The 15,193-nt window shown below is 67.5% G+C and carries 12 protein-coding genes; 10 read left to right on the forward strand and 2 right to left on the reverse strand.

The genetic code is table 11. The features are described from left to right. Window positions 1–4: 4 nt before the first annotated feature. From A5663_RS07410 to A5663_RS07440, 7 genes are all read left to right on the forward strand, one after another. Window positions 5–1,999, forward strand: a complete 1,995-nt coding sequence (locus A5663_RS07410; protein ID WP_068146065.1) for a cytochrome c oxidase assembly protein — start codon at window positions 5–7, stop codon at window positions 1,997–1,999. A 154-nt stretch (window positions 2,000–2,153) separates the two neighbouring features. Then, complete coding sequence (locus tag A5663_RS07415) at window positions 2,154–2,996, forward strand: hypothetical protein (RefSeq protein ID WP_068146067.1); 843 nt, start codon at window positions 2,154–2,156, stop codon at window positions 2,994–2,996. A gap of 235 nt (window positions 2,997–3,231) precedes the next feature. Next, entirely contained in the window at window positions 3,232–3,684 is a 453-nt protein-coding gene (gene ssb / locus A5663_RS07420) for a single-stranded DNA-binding protein (RefSeq protein WP_068146103.1), read from the forward strand. Window positions 3,685–3,807: 123 nt separating this feature from the next. Continuing rightward, window positions 3,808–5,481 (forward strand): energy-dependent translational throttle protein EttA, encoded by a 1,674-nt coding sequence (gene ettA, locus A5663_RS07425; RefSeq protein ID WP_068146070.1) that lies wholly within the window; start codon window positions 3,808–3,810, stop codon window positions 5,479–5,481. 68 nt (window positions 5,482–5,549) lie between these two features. Further along, window positions 5,550–10,439, forward strand: a complete 4,890-nt coding sequence (locus tag A5663_RS07430; RefSeq protein WP_068146073.1) for an NAD-glutamate dehydrogenase — start codon at window positions 5,550–5,552, stop codon at window positions 10,437–10,439. Then, window positions 10,436–10,849, forward strand: coding sequence for a thioesterase family protein (locus A5663_RS07435; protein ID WP_068146076.1), 414 nt, complete (start codon window positions 10,436–10,438; stop codon window positions 10,847–10,849). The genes A5663_RS07430 and A5663_RS07435 overlap by 4 nt, the downstream gene beginning before the upstream one ends. After that, entirely contained in the window at window positions 10,846–11,505 is a 660-nt protein-coding gene (locus tag A5663_RS07440; RefSeq protein ID WP_068146079.1) for a hypothetical protein, read from the forward strand. Before A5663_RS07435 ends, A5663_RS07440 begins: the two co-directional genes overlap by 4 nt. 153 nt (window positions 11,506–11,658) lie before the next feature. Here A5663_RS07440 and A5663_RS07445 read toward each other — a convergent pair whose 3' ends face one another. Both A5663_RS07445 and A5663_RS07450 read right to left on the reverse strand, forming a co-directional pair. Beyond that, complete coding sequence (locus tag A5663_RS07445; protein ID WP_068146082.1) at window positions 11,659–13,218, reverse strand: glycoside hydrolase family 13 protein; 1,560 nt, start codon at window positions 13,216–13,218, stop codon at window positions 11,659–11,661. Further along, entirely contained in the window at window positions 13,218–13,613 is a 396-nt protein-coding gene (locus tag A5663_RS07450; RefSeq protein WP_068146086.1) for a globin, read from the reverse strand. The genes A5663_RS07445 and A5663_RS07450 overlap by 1 nt, the downstream gene beginning before the upstream one ends. A 140-nt stretch (window positions 13,614–13,753) precedes the next feature. On the opposite strand from A5663_RS07450, the gene A5663_RS07455 reads away from it, so the two are divergent. The 3 genes from A5663_RS07455 to A5663_RS07465 are packed head-to-tail and all read left to right on the forward strand — an operon-like array spanning window position 13,754 to window position 15,163. Continuing rightward, window positions 13,754–14,422: an HNH endonuclease gene (locus A5663_RS07455; protein WP_068146089.1), complete on the forward strand. Its 669-nt coding sequence runs from the start codon at window positions 13,754–13,756 to the stop codon at window positions 14,420–14,422. 26 nt (window positions 14,423–14,448) lie between these two features. Next, window positions 14,449–14,709, forward strand: coding sequence for a hypothetical protein (locus A5663_RS07460; protein WP_068146092.1), 261 nt, complete (start codon window positions 14,449–14,451; stop codon window positions 14,707–14,709). Beyond that, entirely contained in the window at window positions 14,696–15,163 is a 468-nt protein-coding gene (locus A5663_RS07465; RefSeq protein WP_068146096.1) for a DUF5130 domain-containing protein, read from the forward strand. Before A5663_RS07460 ends, A5663_RS07465 begins: the two co-directional genes overlap by 14 nt. Window positions 15,164–15,193 lie beyond the last annotated feature (30 nt).

The raw sequence follows: 15,193 nt of genomic DNA on the forward strand, positions 1-15,193 counted from the left end.
TGGGATGACCACGGCAGCACTGCGCACGCGCAGCGCGGCGTGGCCGGTGCTCGTCGGCGTCGCCGTGCTGGCCGGCGCGGTCGCGGCGGGCATCGGTGCGCTGTCGCTGGCTGACGCGCTGACCGCGACCGGGCTGCCGGATCCCGGACCGGTCACCACCTACGGGCTGCCGTTCGTGCGGGCCGCAGGCGAGATCGCAGCGGTGATCGCCGTCGGATCGTTCCTGTTCGCCGCGTTCCTCACACCCCCCCAACCCAACGGCGTGCTGGATGTGGGCGGTTACCGCGCGCTGCGCCTGGGCACCCGCGCTGCGGCGGCGTGGACGGTGTGCGCGGCACTGATGGTGCCGTTGACCGTGTCCGACGTGTCCGGCCAACCGCTGCGTCACACGCTCGATCCGCTGGGACTGTGGTCGGCGGCGAGCCTCGTCGAGACGGCAGGCGCATGGCGCTGGACCGTGTTCCTCGCGGCGGCCGTCACCCTCGCCAGCCTTGCGGTGCTGCGCTGGTCGTGGACGCCGGTTCTGTTGGCGGGCGCCCTGATGACGCTCATCCCGCTCGGCCTGACCGGGCACTCATCGACCGGCGGCGCCCACGACCTGGCCACCAACAGCCTGCTGTTCCACCTCGTTGCGGGGGCGTTGTGGGCCGGCGGCCTGCTGGCCTTGCTGGCGCACGCCATGCGCGGCGGTCAGCACGCGGACCTGGCTGCGCGCAGATTCTCGGCGCTCGCGTTCTGGTGCTTCGTGGTGATGGCCGTCAGCGGCGTGGTGAACGCACTCGTCCGCATCAAGCCGGCCGACCTGCTGGGCGCCGAGTACGGCCGGCTGGTCATCGCCAAAGCCGTCGCGCTGGTCCTGCTCGGAGTGCTCGGCTGGCGGCAGCGTCGCAGCGGGGTGGCCGCGCTGCAGGCCGACCCCGAATCGCGGAGCGCGTTCATCCGGCTGGCGCTGCTCGAGGCGGTGCTGTTCGGCGCGACGTTCGGCATCGCGGTCGGCTTGGGGCGCACGCCGCCGCCGCCGCTCACCGAACAGCCCAGCGCGGTCGAGGTCGCGATCGGATACGACTTGGCCGGGCCGCCTACCTTCGAGCGGATACTGCTCGACTGGCGCTTCGATCTGATCTTCGGCACCGCCGCGATCGTGTTCGCGGCGGTGTACCTGCTGGGGGTGCGCCGGCTGCGTCGACGCGGCGACAGCTGGCCGGTGGGCCGGACGATCGGCTGGCTGTGCGGCTGCGCGGCGTTGCTGTTCGCGACGTCGTCGGGGCTGGGCAGGTACATGCCGGCGATGTTCTCGATGCACATGATGGCGCACATGGTGCTGTCGATGTTGGTGCCTGTCCTGCTGGTGCTCGGCGCGCCGATGACGCTGGCGTTGCGGGCCCTGCCGGCAGCCGGCCGCGGAGAGCCGCCGGGTATGCGGGAGTGGCTGCTGGCCGGGCTGCATTCACGGTTCGCGCGGTTTCTGACGAACCCCGTCATAGCGACGGTGGTCTTCGTCGCCGGTTTCTACGGGCTGTACTTCGGCGGCCTGTTCGACGCGGCGGTCGACAATCACGGCGCCCACGTGTTGATGAACCTGCACTTCCTGCTCAGCGGCTACCTCTTCTACTGGGTGGTGATCGGGATCGATCCGGCGCCACGGCAGATCCCCCAGCTGGGCAAGGTGGCGATGGTGTTCGCGTCCCTACCGCTGCACGCGTTCTTCGGCGTCGTGATGATGGGCATGAAGACGGTGCTCGGCGAGCCGTTCTACCGGTCGCTTCAGCTGCCCTGGCACACCGATCTGCTCTCCGACCAGCACACCGGCGGTGGCATCGCGTGGGCGGCGGGCGAGGTTCCGCTCGTGCTGGTGATGTTCGCGCTGCTGATCCAGTGGTCACGCAGCGACGAGCGCACTGCGAAGCGACTGGACCGCGCCGCGGACCGAGACGACGACGCCGACCTGGTCGCGTACAACGCGATGCTGGCCGAACTCGCCCGCCGCGACGCCCGATAGCAGCGCTGTCCTCGGGTCGCCGAGATCTCAGAGTGCCGAGCTCTCAGAGTGCCGAGACCGACGATTTGGTTGGTATCCGGCCGCCGAATCGACCATTGCGTCGGTTTCGAGGACCGCAGGGAGCGATACGAGCGGCCGCCTGCGTCCAACCAGTGTGGAGATTCCGTTCATCGGCAGTGATGCCGTAGCCGCCGGCCACCTCACGAGAGCCCACCTGCGCAGCCAGTATCGCCCGCTGTACCGCGGCATCTACGTCCCGCGGAATTACGAAGTGTCGCTGCGCGAGAGGATCATCGGCGCGTCGCTCGCCTCACCGAAGGCGGTGATCGCCGGGGTCGCCGCCTCCGCGATGCACGGAGCGAAATGGATTAGCGACGACGTTCCCATCGAACTCGTGTCGGCAGTGCGACAGCAACGCGGGCTGATCGTCCGCGACGAGACCCTGGACGAGGACGAGGTGTGCACGGTCGCGGGCATCGGGGTGACTAGCCCGGCCCGCACCGCGTTCGACCTCGGCCGCCATCAGCCGCGAGACCAGTCTGTCGCCCGTATGGACGCGTTGATGAGAGCCCGCCCGTTCGCTCTCGAGGATGTCGCGCTACTGGCGAAACGTCATCGCGGCGCGCGTGGTCTGCGGCTGCTACGGACAGCGTTGCCGCTTGTCGACGGCGGTGCCGAGTCGCCGAAGGAAACCTGGCTGCGACTGCTCTTCATCGATGCCGGACTGCCCCGACCCACCACGCAGTTCGTCGTATCCGACGAGTGGGGCAACTACGTCCGGCGCATCGACATGTGTTGGGAGAATTTCAAAGTCGGCGCCGAGTACGACGGCGAACAACACCTCACCAGCCGGCGACAGTATGTCCTGGACGTTCAGGTGAACCGCGTGCTGCAGCGGCTCGGCTGGCACGTCATCCACGTCATCAAAAAGGACCGCGGGCCCGACATCGTCGAGCAGGCGCGCACGGCTCTGCTGTCGCGGGGCTGGCGCCCGTGACTGACTTTCGCTCGAAACCGACGTATTGGTCGATCGCGGGCCTGTTGACCGACCAAAGCGTCGGTCTCGGCGGTAACGATCGGCGGTACGGGCGTCTGTCCCCAACGCCCGATTCATCCACAGCGCGGCGCGGCGCCCCGGCGGTTTGAACGCCCGGTGTCGGCGCCGTGGCGCTCAATGACGGTGTCATCGGCGCGCCGTCGGGCCGTCGAGAAACAAGTTGAAGGAGATCGTCATGTTCGAGACACCGTTCACCATCGTCGGCAACATCGTGACCGACCCGATCCACCGGCGGGTCGGAGACCAGGAGATGGTCCGATTCCGCGTTGCGAGCAACTCGCGCCGGCGCACCGCCGAGGGAACATGGGAGCCGGGGAACTCGTTGTTCGTCACGGTGAGCTGCTGGGGTCGAGCCGTGGCCGGGGCCAGCGCCGCTTTGGTCAAGGGCGATCCCGTCATCGTCGTCGGGCACGTCTACACCAGCGAGTACGACGACCGTGAGGGGAACCGGCGGTCGTCGGTCGAAGTGCGCGCCACCTCGGTCGGCCCTGATCTCGCTCGGTGCAGAGCGCGCATCGACCGGGTCAGGCAGCAGATCGAGCGGTCCACCGAATCAGACGTCCAGTGCGAGGACACCGGCGAGGACGACGAGGAGCAGCCCGATGAGTCGCTGCCCTTGACGGCGTAGCGGAGCCACGCCCTCGGCGCAGGCACTCGAGTAGCTCACTCGGCTGCGCCGAGGTGGCCCCGCCTACGATGGTCCGCGAGCAACACGGCAATCCTCGCGATCAGCGAAAGGCACAGCAACGGCATGGCCGAATTCATCTACTCGATGCGCAAGGTCCGCAAGGCGCACGGCGACAAAGTCATCCTCGACGACGTCAGCCTGAACTTCCTTCCAGGAGCGAAGATCGGCGTCGTCGGCCCCAACGGGGCGGGCAAGTCGAGCGTCTTGCGGATCATGGCCGGGCTCGACCAGCCCAACAACGGCGACGCGTTCCTGCAGCCCGGCGCGACCGTGGGCATCCTGCAGCAGGAGCCTCCGCTCAACGAGGAGAAGACCGTTCGCGAGAACGTCGAAGAGGGCGTCGCGATCAAAGCGAAGCTCAATCGCTACAACGAGGTCGCCGAGCTGATGGCCACCGACTACTCCGACGAGTTGATGGAGGAGATGGGGCGGCTGCAGGAGGAGCTCGACGCCGCCGACGCGTGGGACATCGACTCGCAGCTCGAGCAGGCGATGGATGCCTTACGCTGCCCGCCGCCCGACGAACCGGTCACCCACCTGTCCGGCGGCGAGCGCCGGCGGGTGGCGTTGTGCAAGCTGCTGCTGTCCAAGCCCGACCTGCTGCTGCTCGACGAGCCGACCAACCACCTCGACGCCGAGAGCGTGCAGTGGCTCGAGCAGCACCTCGCGGAGTACAAGGGAGCGATCCTCGCGGTCACCCACGACCGGTACTTCCTGGACAACGTCGCCGAATGGATTCTCGAGCTCGATCGCGGACGCGCCTATCCGTATGAAGGCAACTACTCGACGTACCTGGAGAAGAAAGCAGAACGCGTCGCCGTGCAGGGCCGCAAGGACGCGAAACTGCAGAAGCGACTCCAGGACGAACTGGCGTGGGTGCGCTCGGGTGCCAAAGCGCGTCAGGCGAAGAGCAAGGCCCGACTGCAACGCTACGAGGAGATGGCCGCAGAGGCGGAGAAGACCCGCAAGCTCGACTTCGAGGAGATCCAGATTCCGACGCCGCCGCGGCTGGGCAGCGTCGTTGTCGAGGTAGAGCACCTCGACAAGGGTTTCGGCGGGCGCACGCTCATCAAGGACCTGTCGTTCACGCTGCCGCGCAACGGCATCGTCGGCGTCATCGGTCCCAACGGCGTCGGCAAGACCACGTTGTTCAAGACGATCGTCGGCCTCGAACAGCCCGACAGCGGCACCGTGAAGGTCGGTGAGACGGTCAAGCTCAGCTACGTCGACCAGACCCGCGCGGGCATCGACCCGAAGAAGAACGTGTGGGAGGTCGTCTCCGACGGGCTGGACTACATCGAGGTCGGCCAGAACGAGATCCCGTCGCGCGCTTACGTCTCGGCGTTCGGCTTCAAGGGCCCCGATCAGCAGAAGCCCGCGGGTGTGCTGTCCGGCGGCGAACGCAACCGGCTCAACCTGGCGCTGACGCTCAAGGAGGGCGGCAACCTGATCCTGCTCGACGAGCCGACCAACGACCTCGACGTGGAAACGCTGTCGTCGTTGGAGAACGCGCTGGAGAGCTTTCCCGGTTGCGCCGTCGTGATCTCCCACGACCGGTGGTTCCTCGACCGCACGTGCACGCACATCCTGGCGTGGGAGGGCGACGAGGACAGCGAGGCCAAGTGGTTCTGGTTCGAGGGCAACTTCGGTGCCTACGAGGAGAACAAGGTCGAACGGCTCGGTATCGAAGCCGCGCGCCCGCACCGGGTGACGCATCGCAAGCTCACGCGCGACTGATCGCAGCGGTAGCCCGGCACGCCGCCCGGCCCAAACGGCCAAGGGGACGACCGGGGACTACTAAGGTCATGTCGGTGACCCCGGGAGCCGACCGAAGACCAGCCGGCGCGGGAGCGGGCGTGACCGGGACGCACCGTTCGCCGGCGTTGGACGAGCAGACCAGGGCGGAGCTGTCGCGGGCCTATCTCGACACCTACCGCGGTCCCCACGCCGACGCGCCCTCCGCGGATGCCGACGTGACGATCCCGGTGACCATGTCGGTGCGTGAGATGCTGCCGTCCGGACTGGTGCCGGCGCATCACCGGCTGGCCGGCAGCAGGCGGCCCGATGACACCCGCGTCGCGGTCTACGCCGCCGGCGATCCGGCCGGGTTCGGGCCGGCGCTGCAGATCGTCACCGAATACACCGCGATGGTGATGGATTCGGTGACGGTGCTGCTGCACCGATTCGGTGTCGCGTACACCGCGATCATGAACCCGCTCTTCCGGGTTCGCCGCGGGCCAGACGGTGAACTGCTCGAGGTCGCGCCGCTCGGTCAGCGCCGCCACGACGCGTGGATCGACGAGGTGTGGATTCACGTGCAGCTCGCGCCGACAGTCGACATGAAAGCAGTCGCCGAGGTGGCACAGCTGCTTCCGAGTGTCCTGGCGGACGCTCGCCAGGTCGCGCGAGACTCGGATGCCCTGACGTCGACGTTGCACTGGCTGGCTCGCGAACTCGAGGCCGATTCCGGCGGACGGTTCGCCGGCACGGATCGCGGTGACGTCGCCGCGCTGCTGCGTTGGCTGGCCGACGGACATTTCGTGGTACTCGGCTACCAGCGTTGCCCGGTGCGCGACGGGCGGTCGTCGGTGGACCCGGGCAGCCGGTTGGGGGTACTGAGGCTGCGCCACGACGTGCTGCCGCAGCTGACCGACAGCAACGAGTTACTCGTGCTGGCGCAGGCGACGATCCCGAGCTATCTGCGTTACGGCGCCTACCCCTACATCGTTGTGGTCCGCGAGAACCACGGCGACGCGGCGATCGAACACCGGTTCGTCGGGTTGTTCACGGTTGCGGCGATGAACGCCAATGTTCTTGAGATACCGCTGATTTCCCGGCGGGTGAACGAAGCGCTGTCGCTGGCCCGGCGTGACCCGAGCCATCCCGCGCAGCTGCTGCTCGACATCATGCAGACCATCCCGCGGTCCGAGCTGTTCGCACTGCCCGCCCGCAAGCTGCTGGACATGGTGAAGGCCGTCGTCGACCTGGGATCGCGCCGACGCACACTGTTGTTCCTGCGCGCCGACTCGCTCGCGCACTTCGTGTCCTGTCTGGTGTATCTGCCGCGCGACCGCTACACCACCGCGGTCCGGCTCGAGATGCAGGACATCCTGGTCCGCGAACTGGGCGGGGTGAGCATCGACTACACCGCGCGGGTCAGCGAATCACCCTGGGCGGTGGTGCATTTCTCGGTTCGCATGCCCGATTCCACCAGAGCGCGCGACATCGACACGTCCGCCGGCAACCAGACCCGGATCCAGGATCTGCTCACCGAAGCGGCCCGGACATGGGGTGATCGGCTGATCGGCGCGGTCAAGACCGGCTCCATCGGCCAGCGTGAAGCGGAGCACTACGCGACGGCGTTCGCCGCGACCTACAAGCAGGCCGTGTCACCGACCGCTGCGATCGACGACATCGCGGTCATCGAAGAGCTGCAGGACGGTTCGTTCAAACCGGTGCTGGCCGACACCGACGAGGGCGTCGCTCAGCTGACGCTGTATCTCGGCGGTCACAGCGCATCGCTGAGCGACCTACTGCCGATGCTGCAGTCGATGGGCGTCGTGGTGCTCGAAGAGCGGCCCTTCACCGTGGTGCGGCCCGACGAGCTTCCGGTGTGGATCTACCAGTTCAAGATCTCACCGCACAAGTCCATCCCCCATGTGGCGCCGGGCGCCGAGCGCGACGCGACCGCGGCGCGGTTCGCCGATGCGCTGACCGCGATCTGGCAGTGCCGCATGGAGATCGACCGGTTCAACGAGCTGGTGCTGCGCGCGGGGCTGACCTGGCAGCAGGTGAGCGTGCTGCGCAGCTACGCAAAGTATCTGCGGCAGGCCGGTTTTCCCTACAGTCAGTCGCACATCGAGTCGGTCGTCAACGACAACGCCAAGACGGCGCGGTCACTGGTGGAGTTGTTCGAGGCGCTGTTCTTCCCGGCCGAGGAATCCGAGCAGGGTGCGCCGAAGCGTCGCGACGCGCAGGCCGCCGCGGCGGCGGTTTCGTCCGACATCGACGCGCTCGTCAGCCTGGACACCGACCGCGTGCTGCGGGCGTTCGCCTCGATGATCCAGGCCACGCTGCGCACCAACTACTTCGTCACCAACCCGAAGTCGGCCCGGCGCCAGGATGTGCTGTCGTTCAAACTCGACCCCGCCCTCATCGACGAATTGCCGCTGCCCCGACCGAAGTTCGAGATCTTCGTCTACTCGCCCCGGGTGGAGGGGGTGCATCTGCGGTTCGGGTACGTCGCGCGCGGTGGCCTGCGCTGGTCGGACCGGCGGGAGGACTTCCGCACCGAGATCCTCGGACTGGTCAAGGCGCAGGCCGTCAAGAACGCGGTGATCGTTCCCGTCGGCGCCAAGGGCGGATTCGTCGTCAAGCAGCCGCCGGCACCGACCGGAGACGCCGGCGCCGACCGCGACGCCCAGCGCACCGAAGGGGTCGCCTGCTACAAGCTGTTCATCTCCGGAGTGCTCGACGTGACCGACAACGTGCACAAGGCCACCGGCGATGTGGTGCCGCCGCCCGACGTGGTCCGCCGCGACGGCGACGACGCCTACCTCGTCGTCGCTGCCGACAAAGGCACCGCGACGTTCTCCGACATCGCCAACGAGGTGGCGAAGTCGTACGGCTTCTGGCTCGGCGACGCGTTCGCCTCCGGCGGTTCGGTCGGATACGACCACAAGGCGATGGGCATCACCGCCAAGGGTGCGTGGGAGTCGGTCAAGCGTCACTTCCGCGAGATGGGGGTGGACACTCAGTCCGAGGACTTCACCGTCGTCGGCGTCGGCGACATGAGCGGTGACGTGTTCGGCAACGGGATGTTGTTGTCCAAGCACATCCGGCTGCTGGCCGCCTTCGACCACCGGCACATCTTCATCGACCCCGATCCCGACGCCGCGCGGTCGTGGGAGGAACGTAAGCGTCTGTTCGACCTGCCGCGGTCCAGTTGGGAGGACTACGACTCGTCGCTGATCAGCGAGGGCGGTGGCGTATTCAGCAGGGAGCACAAGTCGATTCGGATCAGCCCGCAGGCGCGTGCCGCGCTCGGGATCGACGACGATGTCGAAGAACTGACCCCACCGAACCTGATCAAGGCGATCCTCAAGGCGCCCGCCGATCTGCTGTTCAACGGCGGCATCGGCACCTACATCAAGGCCGAGACCGAGGCCGACGCCGATGTGGGTGACCGCGCCAACGATCCTGTGCGGGTGAACGGAAATCAGGTGCGCGCCAAGGTGATCGGGGAAGGCGGCAACCTCGGGGTCACGTCGCGGGGCCGAATCGAGTTCGATCTCGCCGGCGGCCGCATCAACACCGACGCGCTGGACAACTCAGCTGGCGTGGACTGTTCCGACCACGAAGTGAACATCAAAATCCTCATCGACTCGGTGGTCACCGCGGGCAAGGTCAGTCCGGAGGACCGCACCGACCTGTTGTTGTCCATGACCGACGAGGTCGGGCGGTTGGTGCTCGAGGACAACGAGGATCAGAACGACTTGATGGGCACGAGCCGCGCCAACGCGGCGAGCCTGCTGCCGGTGCACGCCCGGATGATCAAGGACTTCGTCGCCGAGCGCGGGCTGAACCGCGAGCTGGAGGCGCTGCCGTCGGAGAAAGAGATCCGACGGCGCAGCGAGATCGGGATCGGGCTCACCTCACCGGAACTCGCGACGCTGATGGCGCATGTCAAACTGGCGCTCAAAGCCGATGTGCTGAGCAGCGAGATTCCCGACCAGGAAGTATTCGCCGCGCGGCTGCCCGGGTACTTCCCGGTCAAGTTGCGTGAGCAGTTCAGCAGGGAGATCCGCGGTCATCAACTGCGCCGGGAGATCGTCACCACGATGCTCGTCAACGATCTGGTCGACACCAGCGGAATCACCTACGCCTACCGCATCACCGAGGACGTCGGAGTGGGGCCCGTGGACGCGGTCCGCAGCTATGCGGCCGCCAACGCGATCTTCCGCATCGGCGATGTCTGGCGAGAGATCCGCGCCGCCGGCGGCAAAGGGGTCTCGGTGGCGGTGACGGACCGCATGACGCTGGATCTGCGGCGGCTGGTCGACCGGGCCGGGCGCTGGCTGCTCAACTACCGTCCGCAGCCGCTGGCGGTCGGGGCAGAAACCAACCGGTTCGCCGCCAAGGTGGGCGCACTGACGCCGCGCATGTCGGAATGGCTGCGCGGCGACGACAAGACGATCGTCGCCAAGGACGCCGGTGACCTCGTGTCGGAGGGCGTGCCCGAAGACCTGGCGTACATGGTCGCGACGGGGCTCTACCAGTTCAGCCTGCTCGACGTGATCGACATCGCCGACATCGTCGACCGGGAGCCGGCCGAGGTGGCCGACACCTATTTCGCGTTGATGGACTACCTCAACACCGACATGCTGCTCACCGCGGTGTCGCGGCTGGAGCGCGACGACCGTTGGCATTCGTTGGCGCGGTTGGCCATTCGCGACGACATCTACGGCTCGCTGCGCGCGCTGTGCCTTGACGTGCTCGCGGTCGGCGAGCCGGAGGAGACCGGTGAGGAGAAGATCGAGGAGTGGGAGACGACGAACGGCTCGCGGGTCGGCCGCGCGCGCCGCACGCTCAAGGAGATCTATGAAAGCGGCGAGCACGACCTGGCGACGCTGTCGGTGGCGGCCCGCCAGATCCGCAGTATGACGCGCACGAGCGGAACGGGGACGTCACGGTGAGCAGAGGTTTTGTCGCGCCGGTGCATGTGCGGTGGTCGGACATCGACATGTATCAGCACATCAACCACGCCACCATGGTGACGATCCTCGAAGAAGCCCGAATTCCTTTCCTGCGTGAACCGTTCGGCCCCGAGATCGAGACGATTGGGCTGCTCATCGCCGACGTCAGCATCTCCTACAAGGCGCAGCTGCGACTGCTCGATTCACCGCTGCAGGTGACGATGTGGTCCAAGCGGGTGCGCGCCGTCGACTTCACGATCGGGTACGAGGTGCGGTCGGTGGGCGCGTCGCCCGACACGAAGCCAGCGGTGATCGCCGAGACGCAGTTGGCCGCGGTGCACATCAAAGAGCGGCGGTTACAACGGCTTTCAGAGCAGCAGCGAGACTACCTGCAGAGCTGGACGCGATGACCGGAGCGGAGCGAGGCCTCTGGCTGGCCGATCCGACGGACCGCGCAGACTTGGAGACCTTCGCCGAGCGAGCGATGCACCTCGACGACGCGGCGGTGATCAGGCTGCGCCAGCGGTCGGACGGCTTCGTGACGGCCTGGGTCGCAACGGGTCTCGATGTGCTGGCCAGCCGGGTGGCCAGGGGCAGGGTGAGCCCGCCCGACATGTCGACGGGTGCTGACGCGCTGGTCGCGGGTCTGCGTTCGATGGCGGACGACGGCCGCGTCGACCCGGGCTTCGCGATGGACTCCGCCTGGCGCGGGGCTCTGCCTCCCGACACCGGATTCGCGCATCTCGACGACGTGCCCGCCCGCGTCGTGCTCGACCTGGCGCAGCGTGGGAGCGACCTGGCCAAGGAACACTCCAGCAGTCAGGGGCCACCGGTGTCGCTGCTCGACCAGGAGGTCGTCGCGGTCAGTTCCGGTCCTGAGCGCGTGGGTGTTCCGATGCGCTGTGTATTCGCCTTGACGGCAATGGGTTTCCTGCCGCAGTCCGGTGCCGAGCTCGCAGGGGATGAGATGGTGCGGGTGCGTGTTTCTCCGACGTGGCTGCGCATCGACGCTCGGTTCGGTTCGGTGTATCGCCGCCGCGGCGATCCCGCAGTGGTATTGCGCTAACTAACTTCTCGAGGGCGCGAGCGTGCGTGTTTGCACACGACACGCCGCGCCCGAACAGCACTTTGAGCACGCTCGTCATGACGCGAGTGTGCGCGAACCGCTGACGATCCCGGCGTGTCGTGCGCAAACACGCACGCTCGCGCGGGCAGGGGGTTACACCAGCCAGGCGGCGGTGTTCGGCGGCAACGCACCGTCGGCCAACGGCCCGCTGGTGAGCAGGATCTCGCCGTCGGGCAGGGCGACCGTTCGGGGGCCGGCGTTGAGCGCACACAGCAACCCGCTGCCGCGGCGGAACATCAGTGTGTCCGCCGGGGAGGATACCCACTCGATCGACCCGTCGAATTCGGGACGGCCAGAGCGCAGTTCGAAGGCACGCCGGAACAGCGTCAGCGTCGACGTCGGATCGTCGAGCTGCTTGGCCACCGTCAGCTCCGCCCACTGCGGCGGCATCGGCAACCAGGTGTCGGGATTGTCGGAGAACCCGAACGGGGGAGTGTTGCCGTGCCACGGCATCGGAACTCGGCTGCCGTCGCGCCCACGCCGGGTATGCCCGGACCGCTCCCAGACCGGATCCCGCAGCGCCTCGTCGGGCAGGTCGACATTCGGCAGGCCGAGTTCTTCACCGTTGTAGACGAATACCGCTCCCGGCAGCGCGAGCATGACCAACGCCATTGCCCGCGCGCGGGCCAAACCGACGCTGCCGCCGCCGAACCGCGTCGGCTCGCGGTCGACGTCGTGGTTGGCCAGGGTCCAGGTCGGCGCGGCGTCGACCAATTCAGCTGCCGCGAGGGAATTTTCGGTAGCATCGCGGATGTCGGCCGCGTCGAACGTCGCGCGCAGCAGTCGGAAGTTGAAGCCCAGATGCAGTTCGTCGGGGCGCACGTAGCGGGCGAATTGTTCGTTGTCGTAAACCCAGATCTCGCCGACCGCAACGGCTTCGGGGTAGTCGTCGAACACCCGGCGGATGCTGCGGTGGATCTCGTGCACGCCGTCGTTGTTGAACCGGGGGTCCTCGTCCATCTCAGCGAGCAACATCTCGGGCTTGGGCGCCGGCATGTCGGGCAGGTCGGGCGGCTTGGCCATGCCGTGTGCGACGTCGATGCGGAACCCGTCGACGCCGCGGTCGAGCCAGAACCGCAAAGTCTTCTCGAGGTCGTCGAACACCTCGGGGTTGTCCCAGTTCAGGTCGGGCTGCTCTGCGTCGAACAGATGCAGGTACCACTGGCCGGGACTGCCGTCGGCTTCGGTCACCCGTGTCCACGCCGGACCGCCGAAGATCGAGTGCCAGTTGTTCGGCGGCCCACCACCGCCGGGCCCGGTGCCGTCGCGGAAGATGTATCGCTCCCGCTCGAGACTGCCGGGGCTCGCGGCGAGGGCGGCCTGGAACCACGGATGCGCCGAACTGGTGTGGTTGGGCACCAGGTCCATCGTCACCCTCAGGCCCGCGCGATGCGCGGCGGCGATCAGGCGGTCCAGTGCGGCCATGCCGCCGAACAGCGGGTCGACGTCGCGCGGATCGGCGACGTCGTAGCCGTTGTCGGCCATCGGCGAGACCATCACCGGGTTGAGCCAGATCGCGTCAACCCCGAGCGCCTTGAGGTAGTCCAACCGCGCGGTCACGCCGTCGAGGTCCCCGACACCGTCACCGTCGCTGTCTTGAAACGAGCGCGGATAGACCTGGTAGAACAGCGCGCGCGACCACCACGGCGGCATCAGAACGGCGAGTTCACCATCGAGTCGGCGGCCATCTCGAGGTAGGCCAACAGTTCTCTGCGGTGTTCGTCGTCCAGAGTCTGGGAATCGATCTCAGCGATCGCGGAGTGCATGCAGCGCAGCCACGCGTCGCGCTCGAGGTACCCGATCCTGAACGGGACGTGACGCATCCGCAGCCGCGGGTGCCCGCGCTGGTCGGAATAGGTGCGCGGGCCGCCCCAGTACTGCTCCAGAAACATCCGCAGGCGGACCTCGGCGGGTCCGAGATCCTCCTCGGGGTAGAGCGGTCGAAGAATCTCGTCCTCGCGGACCAACTCGTAGAACCGCGCCACGATCGCGCGGAACGTCTCGTGGCCACCGACTTCGTCGTAGAACGACACCTGTGGCTGGGTCACGCCACCATTGTTCCTTGTTGCTTCATTGGCCAGGTCAGCCGGTCGAGTCACCCGATGTTCACGGGACTGACCTGCGAACACGCCAAGAATTGTCGTGCGATTGTCAGGAATCCGTGGTGAACTGTCTCCTCGGAGGACGTATGGCGCATCGCAGGAAAGGCCCGTCCAGAAGGACCGGTCAGCGGAGCCCCGGTGCCGCGACGGCCCTGGCCGGGTCGGTGGTACCAGGCGCGCAGGCTCGCGTGCTGCGCAGCGTCGACATCCATCCGCCGAGTACCACCGAGGCCTCGATCTGGGGCCGCCGCCGTGTCCTCCTGCTGAACTCCACCTACGAACCGTTGACCGCTCTGCCGATGCGCCGGGCGGTCATCATGCTGATGTGCGGCAAGGCCGACGTGGTGCACGACGACCCGAGCGGGCCGGTGATCCACTCCGCCACCCGCTCCATCGTGGTGCCGTCGGTGATCCGGTTGCGGTCCTACGTCCGGGTGCCGTACCGCGCGCGCATCCCGATGACGCGTGCGGCCCTGATGCACCGTGACCGGTTCCGGTGCGCCTACTGCGGCGCCAAGGCCGACACCGTCGACCACGTGGTGCCGCGTAGCCGCGGCGGAGCCCACTCGTGGGAGAACTGCGTGGCGGCCTGCTCGACGTGCAACCACCGCAAAGCCGATCGGCTGCTCGCGGAGCTCGGCTGGGCCCTGCGCACGGTTCCGGTTCCGCCGAAGGGACAGCACTGGCGGTTGCTGTCGAGCCTGAAGGAACTCGATCCGGTATGGGTGCGATACCTAGGCGAAGGCGCGGCGTAATCGCGGCTGGTATACCGTTTGCTTTCGTGAGCACCGCACTGACACATGCGCTCTTGATTCTGGTGCCGCTCGGGTTGACGGCCGTGCTTGCCGTACTGATCTGGGGTGTCGGCAAGAAGCGCAAGGGCCCGCATCCGGCGACGTACAAACTATCCGAGCAGTGGACGCATCCGCCGATCCTGTGGGCGTCCGACGAGCCTGCCGACCATGGTCACTCGGCTGGCCACTCGGCGGGTCACGGTGCTCACCCGGCGACGATTGGAGGCGGCGCAAGTGGCAAGTGGTGAGATCGCAACGGTCGACCCGGCCGATCTGCCCGTGGGCTGGGTGGTCACCTCCAGCGGGCGGATTTCGGGCGTCACGCAGCCCGGCGAGCTCTCGGTGCACTATCCGTTCCCGACCAAGGACCTCGTCGTCCTCGACGACGCGCTGAAGTACGGCTCGCGCGCGGCCCAGGCCCGTTTCGCCGTGTATCTCGGCGACCTCGGCGCAGACACCGCGGCGAGCGCGCGCGAGATCCTGGGCAGCGTGCCGACGCCGAACAATGCCGTGCTGTTGGCGGTGTCGCCCAATCAGCGCGCCATCGAGGTGGTCTACGGCAACGACGTGAAGGGCCGAGGCATCGAGGAGTCCGCGCCGCTGGGCGTCTCGGCCGCCGCCGCGTCGTTCAAAGACGGCAACCTGATAGACGGTCTGATCAGCGCCGTGCGGGTGATGAGCGCGGGTGTCTCAGCTCCCTAGCTTCTGGGTTGCCGCGAGCGTGCGTGTCGG

The sequence above is a fragment of the Mycobacterium sp. E740 genome (assembly GCF_001672895.1).
Lineage (GTDB): Bacteria > Actinomycetota > Actinomycetes > Mycobacteriales > Mycobacteriaceae > Mycobacterium.

Coding starts and splice junctions, on each gene's coding strand:
- A5663_RS07410 (WP_068146065.1), top strand. CDS start 5: ATGACCACGGCAGCACTGCGCACGCGCAGCGCGGCGTGGCCGGTGCTC.
- ssb (WP_068146103.1), top strand. CDS start 3,232: ATGTTCGAGACACCGTTCACCATCGTCGGCAACATCGTGACCGACCCG.
- ettA (WP_068146070.1), top strand. CDS start 3,808: ATGGCCGAATTCATCTACTCGATGCGCAAGGTCCGCAAGGCGCACGGC.
- A5663_RS07430 (WP_068146073.1), top strand. CDS start 5,550: ATGTCGGTGACCCCGGGAGCCGACCGAAGACCAGCCGGCGCGGGAGCG.
- A5663_RS07440 (WP_068146079.1), top strand. CDS start 10,846: ATGACCGGAGCGGAGCGAGGCCTCTGGCTGGCCGATCCGACGGACCGC.
- A5663_RS07445 (WP_068146082.1), bottom strand. CDS start 13,218: ATGCCGCCGTGGTGGTCGCGCGCGCTGTTCTACCAGGTCTATCCGCGC.
- A5663_RS07455 (WP_068146089.1), top strand. CDS start 13,754: ATGGCGCATCGCAGGAAAGGCCCGTCCAGAAGGACCGGTCAGCGGAGC.